Source organism: Duganella sp. GW821-FHT07F09, assembly GCF_059418705.1.
On the sequence record NZ_JBWKQJ010000001.1, the window covers coordinates 1,060,573 to 1,074,128 of the forward strand.

Consider the following 13,556-nt stretch of genomic DNA (forward strand, 5'->3'; position numbering starts at 1 on the left):
GGAAGGAGTTTAGCGAATTAAAACAGGGTTTCTTGTGGAGTCAGTGCGCTATCGAGCACTTTATGCATGGCGCCGATCTTGGTCTGCACTTCCAGAATCGACATGTCAGACAACGGACCTTGCGGCGATTTCACCGACAGGAATTCCGCCGCCATGCCCAGCGCGGCCATCACGGCGATGCGGTCGTTGCCTTTGATTTTGCCACCGTCGCGGATGCCGGTCATCTTCTTGTCCAGCAAAGCGGCCGCTTCGCGCAGCGCGCGCTCTTCCTCGGGTTTGCACACCAGACGGTAGGGCTGTCCCATGATGGACACATCCAGCTGAATCATCGTACATCCTCTTTTTCAGGCAGATGATCGGTTGCGTCCTCGTCCTGGTCGGACTCGGGCTTGGACTCGTCCTCCAGCGCGGGCACTTTCTCCAGCAACGCCACGATCCTGCCGGACGCTTCGCTGAGGCGGCGCTGATAGCCCATGTTCTCGACCACGAGCGCGGCATTGGCTTGGCGCAACTGGGCATTCTCGCGGCGCAAGGCGTTGGTCATCTCGGCCAACTGGTCGATCTTGTCGGATAGTTCTTCGAATTCGGAAATCATCCCGCCACTATAGGCAGCGCGCGGGGCGCCGTCAACCGAATCAGGCGGCCACAACCCCATTTTGGGGCCGTGGCCGCCTGATTTACGCCTGATTTAATTAATGGTTAAGAATACAAGACACAATCTTATTACTTTACCAGCCTTATTGCTTTACCCTCGGCTCGATCGTGACGTGCCCTTCGATGCCGCTGCCCTGACCAGGCTCGGCTTCGACGATCACATTGATCTCACGTTTGCCAGTGCCCGCCGGCAACGGCAAGTCCAGCGGCGCGGGCGCGTAGCTGTCCTTCTTGCCGACCAACGCGCCGTTGACCCACACCTCGGCCTTGCCACGGATGCCGCCGAAGCGGATCAAGCCATTGCCGTCGGCGAGGTTCTTGCGCGGGGTGAAGCTGGAGCGGTACAGATGGTATTTCGCACCGGCGTCGGCCCACAGCGGCGGCGAGCCCCAGCCCCAGGTGTTCATGTCGAAGCCGGCCAGTTTCTGGTTCGGGTCCGGACGCTGGTCGCTGACCGGCGCCACGCGCCAGCTGCGCACGAAGGTGGTCGGCGCGTCGGCGCTGGCGACGAACGGCTCGGGCGCCACCGCCTTGACGGGAATCGAGATCTTCGCCGCGCTCAGGCCCGGCGCCGTGGCGATCACGTTGACGGCCTCCTTGCTGTCCCAGTTGGTCTGCACGATCAGCTGCGCCAGGCCATTGAACAGGCGGCGCGTGGCGCCCTTCTCGTCCTCGTGCGAGGTCGGATCGCCGTTGCCGTGACCGATGGAGCGGCCGCCGCCCGTCACCGCGAAGGTGACGTTGGCGTCGGCCAGAGGCACCGCGCGGCCCTGCGCGTCGAGTGCGCGCACGGTGATCGGCATGGCGTCGCGGCCATCGCCGGCCAGCTGCGCGCGGTCCGGCACCAGCTCCAGCGCGACGGCGGCGCCTGTGGTCTCCACCGACGTGCGCGCGACTTCCTTGCCGCCGCGATAACCGACCGCCTCCAGCTTGCCCGGCGCGTAGGCGACGTTGAAGAAGTTCATGCGGAACGGATCGACCTGCTGCTCGCCGAGCGCTTTACCGTTCAACAGCAGCTGCACCTTCTCGACGTTGGCCATCACCATCACGCGGATGTCCTTGCCCTCGCTGCCGCTCCAGTTCCAGTGCGGCGCGATGTGGATCAGCGGACGGTCCTTGATCCACTGGACCTGGTGGATGTAGTAGGCGTTCTTCGGGAAGCCGTTCAAGTCCATGATGCCGAACACCGAGCTGACGGCCGGCCAATCGTTCGGCGTCGGTTCGCCGCGATAATCGAAACCGGTCCAGACGAAGCCGCCGGCCACGTAAGGACGGGTGGCGATCGCCTCCCACGCGTCGCGGTGGGTATTGCCCCACTGGGCGGCGTCGCTCAGGTCATCGTAGCTGGCGATGATGCCCTTTTCCTTGATGGTCTTGAACTCGCCGCGCGTCATGAAGGCCGACGTATCCTCCGAACTGGTGAACGGCTTGTTCGGGAAGGCCTTGTGATAACGGTCGTAGTCCGGCACCTGGTAGTTGGCGCCGACCACGTCGACCGCGTGCGAGACATTCAGGTCGCTGAAGAAGCCGCCGTTCATCGCCGCCGTCACCGGACGCGTGTCGTCCAGCGATTTGACCACCGCCGCCATGCGGCGCACCATCTCGTAGCCCACTTCGGAACCCTGCACCGGCTCCTCGTTAAACACCGACCACAGAATGATGCCCGGATGGTGGCGGTCGCGCTTGACCATCCACTCCAGCTGCTTCATGTAGTCCGGCGACGGATTGAAGTTGCGGTTCTCGTCCATGACGACAAAGCCCATGCGGTCGACCATGTCCAGCACTTCGGCCGCCGGCGCGTTGTGCGAGAAGCGGATCGCGTTCACGCCCAGTTCCTTCAAACGGCGCAGGCGGTATTCCCACACCGAGTCCGGAATCGCCACGCCGACGCCGGCGTGGTCCTGGTGGATGCACACGCCCTGCAGTTTGAGGTGCTGGCCGTTCAGGAAGAAGCCTTGCTGGGCGTCGAAACGGATGGTGCGGAAGCCGGTGTGCAGCGACACCTCGTCCTGCGCCTTGCCGTCCTGGATCACGCGCGTGGTGACGCGGTACAAATTGGTTTTCTCGATCGACCACAGGGCCGGATCATTGATGGAAAACGGCAGCTTGACGACGGCGTCCTTCAACACGCCGACGGATGCCTTGGCGGTCTGACGTCCGACCTGCTTGCCGGCCGGGTCGAACAGCGTCACTTCGACGGTGACCTCGGAGACCTTCTTACCGCTGTTGTTGACGGTGACTTCCACCGGCAAGGTCCACTGCTTGCCCTTGCCCGCGCGCGGCACGGCGTACACGCCGTCGGTCGCCACATGCACCGGCGCGCGCTTGACCAGCCACGCGTGGCGGTACATGCCGGCGCCCTCGTACCACCAGCCCTCCATTGCCTCGGCGTCGGCGCGGATCGAGATGGTGTTGAGCGAGTCGCCGTAGTTCAGATATGGCGTGATGTCGATGTTGCTGGCGTTGTAGCCGGACCAGTTGCGGTTGACCACATTGCCGTTGACCCAAACCGTGGCGTGGGTGGCGATGGCGTCGAACTGCAGCTCGAAATGGCGGCCGCGATCGGCCGGATCGACCTTCAGGTAGCGCCGATACCAGCCGATGCCGCGCGGACGATAGCCCTGCGAGATATTGGCCTTGGGGTCGAACGGTCCCTCGACGGCCCAGTCGTGCGGCAGGTCGAGGCGGCGCCAGTCGGAGTCGTCGAATTCGGTGCCGGCGGCGCCGGGCGCGTTGCCGGCCTTGGCGTTGCTATACGATTCCTCGTGGCCGACGATGGGCGGGTGGACGACGTCGCCCAGATGGAACAGCCAGCCGCGATCGAGCGACAGGCGCTCGCGCCCCGCTTTGACGTCGGGCTTGGTGGAAGTGTTGGCAGTGGTGGCCGCGTGGGCGGAAACGCAGGCCGCCAGCAGCAAAAAGGCGGAGCAGATGCGCCGCCAGTTGGTCGTCTTTGGATTCAAACTTGGCTCCCGATAGACAAAAAAAACGGAGCAGCGCTCTCACGCACCGCTCCGTAAAACCACGATAAAAAAGTTACAAGAGACTAGGACATTACAGCTTGAACGACAGGCCCAGGTTGAAGCGGCGGCCGAATTCGGTCACTTCCTGCTGCACAGGAATGTTCGCGCTGGTGTAGACGGCCTTCTGGTTGGTCAGGTTGTCGATACCGAAGCGCAGCTGGATGTTAGGCGTCAGTTGCTTGGCCAGGTTCAAGGTCAGATAGGTCTCGGCCTCGTTCTCGATCAACTGGCCAGCGTTCCAGGTCGGGTTGCGCACGAAGGCGCTCTTGTAGTTGGCCGACAGACGCGCTTCGTAACCGGCTTTTTCGTACCACAGGGTCACGCCGCCGTTGTGCTTCATCAGGCCTTCGATCGGGTAAGGATTGACCGATGGCGTGGCTTCGCGGATGTTGCTGGTCGTGTAAGCGTAGTTGCTGGCGACGCCCAGGCCGTCGAACGGCGCCGGCAGGCCGGTGAACGCTTGCTGGTACACCAACTCGATGCCGCGAATATCGCCGCCGTCGCCGTTGATCGAACGCGTCACGGTCGCCGGACGGCCGTTGATGACGGTGGTGTCGCTGGTCAGGGCGATGTAGCGCTGGACCTTCTTGTAGAACGCGCCAGCCGACAGCAGCGAACCTTTCGAGAAGTACCACTGGTAAGCCAGATCGACCTGGTTGGCCATCATCGGCTTCAACTCGGGGTTGCCCGCGCTGCCGGTGGTCGGCTGCGACGAATCGGCAACCACGTTCAGGTTGCGCGAGGCGCGCATTTCATCCATCGGCGCGCGCGACATGGCGCGGGCCAGGCTGAAACGGATCTGGTGTTCCTGCTTCTCGTCCAGGTTGAAGATGGTGTTCAGGCTAGGCAGGATCTCGGTGTACGAGGTGCCGCCTTCGACATCGGTCGGCGCAGCGCCGTTGACCGACTGCATGCCGTAGCCGGTCTGCTTGGTGTGCACCACGCGCACGCCGACGTTGCCGCGATAGGTCTTGCCGAAGGCTTCGCCATCGAGGTCGCCCTGGATGAAGGCCGAGGTGCTGCGCTCCTTGACCTTCCAGCCGGACAGCAGATCGTTCTGGGTCTGCGGACGGCCGTCCGGATTGAAGGCGTTGGGACCGAAGGCCGCAGCGGTGCTGGCGCCGAAGTCCTTCAGCACGATGTACGAAGGGAAGCCGGCGACGGTGACGGTCTCGTAATCCGAAGCCGGGATCGCCGAGGTCTGCGACAGCTGCCAGGTGGTCTGGCGATAGCTCTTCTCGCGATCGGTGGCGCGCACGCCGACCTTGATGCGGCTGATGATGCTGTTTTCGATGCCACGCGCGGCGGTGACCGACGCGGCGTTCAGCAGATCCTTGATATGGCCGTCGGTGTCGACGTACAGGGTCGGTGCTTCGAAGTTGGCAGGGTTGCCGGTGTCGATGCCGCCGAAGTTGTAGCTTTGGCGCTCGTCGCCGGTGAACGACCAGTTGATCGACACTGGAATGCTGCCCAACGAGTTCTGACGCAGGTCGCGCCACTGGCTGCTACGCAGCGCGTGGGAGGTCGACAGATCGGTTTCGACTTTCCAGTCGCCGATATTGACCTTGGCGTTCAAGCCGCTGGCCGAAACGCTGCTGTCCTGGATCCAGTGCGCGTCGTTGTTGATCACGCGCGACCAGTTCAAGGTGCCGCCGGCGACGTAGCCGTTGCGGACATCCAGGTTGCTGAAGTTGCCCGAATTGCCGCCGTCCCAGTTGCCCATGTCGCCGGTCCAGTGCTGCATCTGGGCTTCGTCGATGGCGGTCTTGGCGTAGTAGGTGTCGGCGGTGATCAGGACGTCGTTGTTCGGTTTCCATTCGACTTTACCCAGCACGCTGCTACGCTTGTTGCTGCCACGGCGCACGTCGTCCTGGAAGCCCCATGGGGTCTTGTCGATCTTGCCGTCGCCATTGATGTCGGCCGAGTTGTTCTCGTTGAAGCCCCAGTGGCGCACGTTCTTCTGCACCGAAGGCTGGTCCTGGTAGCTGAACGCGATGGCCGCGCCCAGGGTTTTGTTCAGGAACTGGTCGACGTAGATGCCGCCCACGCGCGGCGCGACCTTGTCGGCGCCGGCGATGTCCTTGGCCAGCGCGTAGTACAGCGCATCGGCTTTGAGCGACAGCTGGCGGCCGGCGTACTTCAGCGGCGAGACGGTTTGCAGATCGATGGTGGTGGCGATGCCGCCTTCGGCGATTTCCGCGTTCTGTGTTTTGTAGACGGTGGCGCCGGTCACGGACTCCGACGGGAACTGCTCGAAACGCACGGCGCGGTTAGGCTCCGACGATGCCAGTTCGCGGCCGTTCAGGGTGGCGCCGATGAAGCGCGGACCCATGCCGCGCGCGACGATCTGCGATGCGTTGCCGCGATCGAGACCGGACGACAGGCCTGGCAGGCGCGCCAGCGATTCGGCGATGGTGGTGTCAGGCAGCTTGCCGATGTCTTCCGACGATACGACTTCCACCATGCTGTTGCTGGCTTCCTTGGCCGCCAGCGCGTTGCGCACGGAGGCGCGGATACCGGTCACGTTCACTTGCTGGATCTCGCCGGCGGCCGGCGCGGCCGGTGCGGGTGTTGCTGCGGCTTCTTGCGCGAAGGCCTGCTGCGCCATCAACGGGGTCGTGAAAAGCGTGGCGATCAGCCAGCTCATTTTCTTGTGCTTCATGTGCATCTCCAGTGTTTGTATTAGTTCCGTCTCTGATACAGAGCGGACGGATAGACTGGATGCTATCGGAAACACTAGTTCGAAAGCCAATAGCTAATTGCATTCTGTCCATATCAAGTTCGTATATCAGACATGCACAATGGCACAAACGGCAATAGCTCAGCTGTGGAAACAGGAATGGAAGGAAGATTAAGCCGGCGCGTGATAATGCGGGTACATGCTGGCGGCGGCGTCGCGCAAAGCCAACAACATTGCATCCGCGCCAGGCGAGAGCTGGTGCCGTTTGCGCGTGACGATGCCGAACGAATCCATGCTCACGCCCAGATCGAACGGCAGCACGGTCATCAGGCCGGCTTGCAGATACGCTTGCACGGCGTCCGCCGGAAGCGCTACCACCATATCGCTGCTCATCAACAGACTGGCGACCACCGGCAAGTCCTGCGTCTCCACCGTCTCGCCGGGTTGCTCCAGGCCATGCGACAAGAACAGCGCGGTCAGGCGGTCGCGCAGGATGCTGCCGGCCGGCGGCAGCACCCAACATTGATGCATCAGTTCTTCCAGCTGCAGGTCGGTGCGGCTGGCCAGCGGATGGCCGCTGCGCGCGATCAGCAGATGCGGCTCGTCGGTCAGCGGTTCGAAATTGAGTTCGTCGGCGGCGGCCGTGTCGAGGATGCGGCCGACCACCAGATCGAGCTCGCCGCTGCGCAGGCGCTCCACCAGCACTTTGCTGGTCGACATCTTGACCGCGACATGCACGCGCGCGTGGCGCGACTTGAGCAGGTTGATCGCCTTCGGTACCAGACTGGTGGCGGGCGCCAGCACGGTGCCGATGCCCACGCGGCCGCGCAGGCCGGACAGCAATTCCATCACCTCCTGGTGGGCCGCGTCCATCTCGGCCAGCGCCGCGCCGGCGCGCCGGATAAGTACTTTCCCGTACCAGGTCGGCGACACGCCGCGCGAAAGGCGCTCGAACAGCTGGACGCCGAGCGCGTGTTCAAGCTCGCCCAGTAATTTGGACGCACCAGGTTGAGTCAGGTTGGCGGCTTGCGCCGCGTGTGCGATGGAGCCGTGACGGCCCAGTTCTACCAGCAAGACCAGATGGCGGGTTTTCAGGTGGGAACGAACAAAGCGATCTGAGCGGGAATCGGTCATATGGGTGATTATTTTGATCGCCCATCATATATGGCGGGCTGGTCCAGCGTCAATCACCGATGGAAGGTCTTGGCGGCGGGGTGGAACGACCGGGGCCGCCATCGGCGAACGGGACATCCGGCACGCCCTTCGGCGGATGGCGCGCCAGGTCCGCCGGCAAATCTGGCGCCAGGTCGGGCGGCAGGCCGTACAGGCCGCCGTTCGCGCCCAGCACCAGCAGCTGGCGCAAGCCCTCGCCGCCGAAGGCCACGCCGGCGGCCGCCTCGCGCGCCATGCCGATGCGGCGCAGCGCGCCGCCATGGGGCGCATATTGCACCAAGGCACCGCCCTGCACGCTCCACAAGCGGTCGGCGCTGTCGACCACGGCCGCGCCGGCGCCGGGCGCCAGCACCGCTGCAAACGTTTTCACGTTGGAGACCTTGGCGCGCTCCGAATCATATTCGCATTGCATGATGTCGCCCTGGGCCGTGTCGGCGAAGTACATGCGGCGGCCGTCGGTGCTGAAGGCGATGCCACCGGCCTTGACCACGACAGGCAACGCCAGCCGGCGCAGGCCGTGCCGTTGCGAATACTGGTAAAAGCTGCCGATGGGGCGCTGGTCGCTGGCCGTGTTGGCGGTGCCGAAGACGAAATTACCGCCCCGGTCGGTGCAGCCGTCGCTGATGCTGGTGCGCGGCTCGGCCGCGTCCACGGTGAGCAGGACCTGGCTTTGCAGCGGACGGCTGGCCTGGCCCGGCGGCGGCAAATCGACCATGCCGAGGCGCTTGCCCTGCCCCAGCAGCACCCGGCCGGAGCTGCAGCAGGCCATCACGCAGGCGTTTTCCTGCAGGCGCAGGCCGCTGGGCATGCCGGCCGGGGCCGGCCAGGCATACAACTGGCCGCCTTGCGGGTCCGGCCAGCGCCAGCAGCGCCCTGCGGGGTCCCAGCGCAGGGCGCTGCCGGCCTGGCCGACGCGCAGCAGCATGATGCCGGGGGTCGACGCGACATGCGTACTGGTATCGATCATGCTGGCCGCGCTCCCGGAATATTGAGTGCTGCCAGTCTAAAGGGCGAAGGAATACAATTGATATGAATTTACCACTATCAGGTATGCTGATATCAGATAGCAGCCTGGCTTATTTCTGCTATTCGATAATGATATGGCTTGTGTTGAATTAATCATATTTCCTGTCTAGGCGGGAAGCTTAGACTGAAGCCTGTTCCCTGAACTTATTCTTCTTCTCCTATGAAAATCACCAAACTGACGACCTACCGTGTTCCACCGCGCTGGATGCTGCTGAAAATCGAGACCGATGAAGGCGTCGTCGGCTGGGGCGAACCGGTCATCGAAGGCCGCGCGCGCACCGTGGAGACCGCCGTCCAGGAATTGGAATCGTATCTGATCGGCGCCGACCCGGCCCGCATCAACGACCTGTGGCAGACCATGTACCGCGCCGGCTTCTATCGCGGCGGCGCCATTCTGATGAGCGCGATCGCCGGTATCGACCAGGCGCTGTGGGACATCAAGGGCAAAGTGATGGGCAAGCCTGTCTATGAATTGCTGGGCGGCCTGGTGCGCGACCGCATGAAGATGTATAGCTGGGTGGGCGGCGACCGTCCTTCCGACATCATCGAACAGATCACCAAACTCAAGGCCGGCGGCTTCGATACCTTCAAGATGAATGGCACCGAGGAACTGGGCCTGCTGGACACCTCGGCCGCCGTCGACAAGGCCGTGCAGCGCGTGGCGGAAATCCGCGAAGCGTTCGGCAACACCATCGAATTCGGCCTGGACTTCCACGGCCGCGTGGCCGCGCCGATGGCCAAGACCCTGTTGCGCGAACTGGAGCAGTTCCGTCCATTGTTCGTCGAAGAACCGGTGCTGGCCGAGCAGGCCGAATACTACCCGCGCCTGGCCGAGATGACGTCGATCCCGCTGGCGGCCGGCGAGCGCATGTACTCGCGCTTCGAATTCAAGAACGTGTTCGCGGCCGGTGGCCTGTCGATTGTACAGCCGGACCTGTCGCACGCCGGCGGCATCACCGAGTGCCTGAAGATCGCCTCGATGGCCGAAGCCTACGACGTCACCCTGGCGCCGCACTGCCCTCTGGGTCCGGTGGCGCTGGCCTCGTGCCTGGCGGTCGACTTCGTGTCGTACAACGCCGTGCTGCAGGAGCAAAGCATGGGCATCCACTACAACAAGGGCGGCGAGCTGCTCGACTACGTGATCAACAAGGAAGACTTCACGATCACCGACGGCTACTGCAAGCCGCTGCCCAAACCAGGTTTGGGCGTGGAAGTGGACGAGGAGCGCGTGATCGCCGCGAGCAAAAACGCACCCGACTGGCGCAACCCCGTATGGCGCCATGCGGATGGCAGCGTCGCCGAGTGGTGATGCGGTAGTGAACGAGCCGGCGCTTCGACGCCGGCTTTTTTCTGCCTGACGAGATACAAACGCAAGACAAAAACGAATGCGCAAACATATGCGGCATCGAAAAACACTTAAAACAAATCGGAGACTTACCATGAAACGTACCTTGCTCGCCGCAGCATCGCTGTGCCTGATGGCCGCGACCCAACTCACCAGCGTCGCCCACGCGGCCGATCCGGTCAAGATCGGCTTCCTCGTCAAACAAGCCGAGGAGCCGTGGTTCCAGGACGAATGGCGCTACGCCGAGCAGGCGGCCAAGGACAAGGGCTTCACCCTGGTCAAGATCGGCATCCCCAACGGCGAAAAAATGATCGCCGCGATCGACAACCTGGCCGCGCAAAAAGCCCAGGGCTTCGTCATCTGCGCGCCGGACGTCAAGCTGGGCAAGGCCATCGAGCGTTCCGCCAAGCGCAACAACCTCAAAGTGATCTCGGTCGACGACCGCTTGGTCGACGGCACCGGCAAGCCGATCGCCTCGATCCCGCACATGGGCATCTCCGGCTACGCCATCGGCAAGCAGGTCGGCGAAGGCATCGCCGCCGAAGTCAAGAACCGCAAATGGAACATCGCCGAGGTGGGCGTGATCCGCGTCGCCTACGATCAGCTTCCGACCGCCAAGGAACGCACCACCGGCGCCATCGACGCGCTGAAAGCCGCCGGCTTCCCGGTCGCTAACGTGGTCGACGCGCCGCAAGCGAAGACCGACACCGAGAGCGCCTTCAACGCCGCCAACATCGCGCTGACCAAGAACGCGCGCTTCAAGCACTGGGTGGCCGTGGGCCTGAACGATGAAGCGGTGCTGGGCGCCGTGCGCGCCGCCGAAGGACGCGGCATCAAGGCCGATTCGATGGTGGGCGTGGGCATCGGCGGCGCCAAGGCCGCCGAGAATGAATTGAACAAACCGGCGCCGACCGGCTTCTATGGCTCGGTGTTGATCAGCGCGAAACAGCACGGCTACGAGACCTCGGTCAATATGTACAACTGGATCACCGGAAAAGGAACCCCGCCGGCCGAAGTGCTGACCAAGGGGATGCTGATGACGCGCGCCAACCAGGCCGACGTCCGCAAGCAAATGGGGATGTAAGCCATGGCGGTTTACCTCCAATTCGACGAGGTCTGCAAATTCTTCCCAGGCGTGAAAGCCCTGAACGGCGTGAGCTTCGAAGCGCACGCCGGCCAGGTGCACGGCCTGCTGGGCGAGAACGGCGCGGGCAAGTCGACACTACTCAAAATACTGGGCGGCCAATATAAACCCGACGGCGGCCGCCTGCTGGTCAACGGCGGCGAGTGCCGCTTCGCCAGCGCCAAGGACGCCATCGGCGCCGGCATCGCCGTGATCCACCAGGAACTGCAATACGTGCCCGAGCTGACGGTGGCCGAGAACGTGCTGCTGGGCCGCATGCCCACCCGTTTTGGCCTGCTGGACAAGCCCAAGGCCTACCGCATGGTGTCGGAGAAGCTGGCCGCCATCGGCGTCGACCTGGCGCCGGACGCCAAGCTGGCCGACCTGTCGATCGCGCAGCGCCAGATGGTGGAGATCTGCAAGGCCATCATGCAGGACGCGCAGGTCATCGCCTTCGACGAGCCGACCAGCAGCCTGTCGCACCGCGAGACCGAAATCCTGTTCCGCCTCGTGCGCGAACTGCGCGCCGACGGCCGTACCCTGATCTACATCTCGCACCGGCTGGAGGAACTGTACGCGCTGTGCGACGCCTGCACCATCTTCCGCGACGGCCGCAAGATCGTCACGCACAACGTCATGGCCGAGGTGCCGCGCGACCGCCTGATCAGCGACATGGTCGGCCGTGAACTGAGCGACATCTACGACTACCGTCCCCGCGCGCTCGGCGAGGAACGCCTGAAGATACAAGGCCTCGACGGCCACCACATGAAAGGCCCGCAAAGCTTTTCCGTGCGCGGCGGCGAGGTGCTGGGCTTTTTCGGCCTGGTGGGCGCAGGCCGCAGCGAGTTGATGCGGTTGCTGTACAACGCCGATCCGCGCAGCGCCGGCCAGGTGCTGCTCGATGGCGCGACCGTGGCGACCGGCGCGCCGACCGACGCCATCGCCGCCGGCATCGTGCTGTGTCCAGAGGACCGCAAGGAGCAAGGCATCCTGGCCACGGCCTCGGTGGCGGAGAACATCAACATCAGCGTGCGCCGCATCGACCTGCGCGCCGGCCTGTTCCTGCGCCATAAGAAGGAGGCGGCGCTGGCCGACGAATTCATCGCCCGCCTGCGCATCAAGACGCCCAACCGCCAGCAGGAGATCCGCCTGCTCTCCGGCGGCAACCAGCAAAAGGTGATCCTGGCGCGCTGGCTGGCCGAACCCGGGCTGAAGGTGCTGATCCTGGACGAACCGACGCGCGGCATCGACGTCGGCGCCAAGAACGACATCTACCGCATCATCCACGAAGTGGCCGAACGCGGTTGCTGCGTGATCGTCGTCTCGAGCGAACTGCCGGAGGTGCTGGGCATCTCGGACCGCGTGATCGTCATGCGCGAAGGCGCCATCTGCGGCGAACTATCGCGCGCCGACGCCAGCGAAACCGAGGTGCTGCGCCTGGCGCTGCCCGATTCCACCGTCCCCGCCCCTGCCCCCGCCCATATTGAAACTCCCGCACTTCACACCCGGAGCATCGCATGAACGTCTCATCCATCAATCCCGCCGCCAAGCCGGCGTCGCCCCTGATCTCGCGTCAATGGCTGATCGAATACAGCATGCCGCTGGCGTATGTCGTGCTGTTCGCGGTGCTGGCCGTCACCGTCGAGAACTTCTTCTCGGTGACCAACGTCGTCGGCCTGATGCTGTCGGTGGCGCAGATCGGCATGGTCGCCTGCACCATGATGCTGTGCCTCGCCTCGCGCGACTTCGACTTGTCGGTCGGCTCGACCATCGCCTTCGCCGGCGTGCTGGGCGCGATCGTGCTGGAACATAGCGGCAGCGTGGCGCTGGCCGTCGGCGCGGGCCTCGCGGCAGGCGCCCTGATCGGCGCCCTCAATGGCGTGTTGATCGCCTACCTGCGCGTGAACGCCTTGATCGCCACCCTGGCGACGATGCTGATGGTGCGCGGCCTGGCCTTCATCGTCTCGCAGGGCCAGGCGGTGGGCATCAACAACGACGCCTTCATCGACTTCGGCGACACCCGCATCTTCGGAATGCCGCTGCCGGTGCTGATCTGCGCCTGCTGCTTCGTGGTGTTCGGCATTTTGCTGAATCAGACGGTCTTCGGCCGCAACACCCTGGCCATCGGCGGCAACCCGGAAGCGGCGCGCCTGGCCGGCGTGCGCGTCGAACGGCTGCGCGTGTGGATCTTCCTGCTGCAAGGGCTGGTCACCGCGATGGCGGGCCTGATCCTGGCATCGCGCATCACCAGCGGCCAGCCCAATGCCGCGCAAGGGTTCGAGCTGGACGTGATCTCGGCGTGCGTGCTGGGCGGCGTCTCGCTGCAGGGTGGCAAGGCGCGCATCTTCGGCGTGCTGATTGGGGTGCTGATCATGGGCACGGTCGAAAACGTCATGAACCTGATGGATGTCGACGCGTTCTACCAGTATCTGATGCGCGGCGTGATCCTGCTGGTGGCGGTGCTGCTGGACCAGCTGAAAACGCGCGGCGACCGGCATTAAACCACGTAGGGCGGATTAGGCGGAACGCCGT

Annotated in this window: 10 protein-coding genes; 4 read left to right on the forward strand and 6 right to left on the reverse strand. The window is 64.0% G+C overall.

Annotated features, from left to right (window positions below; translation table 11 throughout):
- Positions 1–17: 17 nt before the first annotated feature.
- The 6 genes from AC07P1_RS04870 to AC07P1_RS04895 all read right to left on the reverse strand — a co-directional run bounded on the left by AC07P1_RS04870 (position 18) and on the right by AC07P1_RS04895 (position 8,497).
- Positions 18–329, reverse strand: coding sequence for a cell division protein ZapA (locus AC07P1_RS04870; RefSeq protein WP_315221409.1), 312 nt, complete (start codon positions 327–329; stop codon positions 18–20).
- Positions 326–595, reverse strand: a complete 270-nt coding sequence (locus AC07P1_RS04875; protein ID WP_494694745.1) for a hypothetical protein — start codon at positions 593–595, stop codon at positions 326–328. Before AC07P1_RS04875 ends, AC07P1_RS04870 begins: the two co-directional genes overlap by 4 nt.
- 142 nt (positions 596–737) lie before the next feature.
- Positions 738–3,617: a beta-galactosidase GalA gene (gene galA / locus AC07P1_RS04880; protein WP_494694746.1), complete on the reverse strand. Its 2,880-nt coding sequence runs from the start codon at positions 3,615–3,617 to the stop codon at positions 738–740.
- A gap of 91 nt (positions 3,618–3,708) precedes the next feature.
- Positions 3,709–6,339, reverse strand: a complete 2,631-nt coding sequence (locus tag AC07P1_RS04885) for a TonB-dependent receptor (protein WP_494694747.1) — start codon at positions 6,337–6,339, stop codon at positions 3,709–3,711.
- A gap of 189 nt (positions 6,340–6,528) precedes the next feature.
- Positions 6,529–7,491, reverse strand: a complete 963-nt coding sequence (locus tag AC07P1_RS04890; RefSeq protein ID WP_494694748.1) for a LysR substrate-binding domain-containing protein — start codon at positions 7,489–7,491, stop codon at positions 6,529–6,531.
- Positions 7,492–7,540: 49 nt separating this feature from the next.
- Entirely contained in the window at positions 7,541–8,497 is a 957-nt protein-coding gene (locus AC07P1_RS04895; RefSeq protein WP_494694749.1) for an SMP-30/gluconolactonase/LRE family protein, read from the reverse strand.
- Between the two features lie 219 nt (positions 8,498–8,716).
- Here AC07P1_RS04895 and dgoD point away from each other — a divergent pair, with 219 nt between their 5' ends.
- The 4 genes from dgoD to araH all read left to right on the forward strand — a co-directional run bounded on the left by dgoD (position 8,717) and on the right by araH (position 13,525).
- Positions 8,717–9,865 (forward strand): galactonate dehydratase, encoded by a 1,149-nt coding sequence (dgoD, locus tag AC07P1_RS04900; protein ID WP_494694750.1) that lies wholly within the window; start codon positions 8,717–8,719, stop codon positions 9,863–9,865.
- Positions 9,866–9,995: 130 nt separating this feature from the next.
- Positions 9,996–10,985, forward strand: coding sequence for an arabinose ABC transporter substrate-binding protein (locus AC07P1_RS04905; RefSeq protein WP_494694751.1), 990 nt, complete (start codon positions 9,996–9,998; stop codon positions 10,983–10,985).
- Positions 10,986–10,988: 3 nt separating this feature from the next.
- A complete protein-coding gene (gene araG / locus AC07P1_RS04910; RefSeq protein WP_494694752.1) occupies positions 10,989–12,545 on the forward strand; it encodes an L-arabinose ABC transporter ATP-binding protein AraG in 1,557 nt (518 codons plus the stop codon).
- Positions 12,542–13,525, forward strand: coding sequence for an L-arabinose ABC transporter permease AraH (gene araH, locus AC07P1_RS04915; protein ID WP_494694753.1), 984 nt, complete (start codon positions 12,542–12,544; stop codon positions 13,523–13,525). Before araG ends, araH begins: the two co-directional genes overlap by 4 nt.
- Positions 13,526–13,556 lie beyond the last annotated feature (31 nt).

What these genes read in the sequence shown, in the direction of transcription:
- AC07P1_RS04870 (WP_315221409.1), bottom strand. Translation starts at nt 329, where the DNA reads ATGATTCAGCTGGATGTGTCCATCATGGGACAGCCCTACCGTCTGGTG.
- AC07P1_RS04875 (WP_494694745.1), bottom strand. Translation starts at nt 595, where the DNA reads ATGATTTCCGAATTCGAAGAACTATCCGACAAGATCGACCAGTTGGCC.
- AC07P1_RS04885 (WP_494694747.1), bottom strand. Translation starts at nt 6,339, where the DNA reads ATGAAGCACAAGAAAATGAGCTGGCTGATCGCCACGCTTTTCACGACC.
- AC07P1_RS04890 (WP_494694748.1), bottom strand. Translation starts at nt 7,491, where the DNA reads ATGACCGATTCCCGCTCAGATCGCTTTGTTCGTTCCCACCTGAAAACC.
- AC07P1_RS04895 (WP_494694749.1), bottom strand. Translation starts at nt 8,497, where the DNA reads ATGATCGATACCAGTACGCATGTCGCGTCGACCCCCGGCATCATGCTG.
- dgoD (WP_494694750.1), top strand. Translation starts at nt 8,717, where the DNA reads ATGAAAATCACCAAACTGACGACCTACCGTGTTCCACCGCGCTGGATG.
- AC07P1_RS04905 (WP_494694751.1), top strand. Translation starts at nt 9,996, where the DNA reads ATGAAACGTACCTTGCTCGCCGCAGCATCGCTGTGCCTGATGGCCGCG.
- araG (WP_494694752.1), top strand. Translation starts at nt 10,989, where the DNA reads ATGGCGGTTTACCTCCAATTCGACGAGGTCTGCAAATTCTTCCCAGGC.
- araH (WP_494694753.1), top strand. Translation starts at nt 12,542, where the DNA reads ATGAACGTCTCATCCATCAATCCCGCCGCCAAGCCGGCGTCGCCCCTG.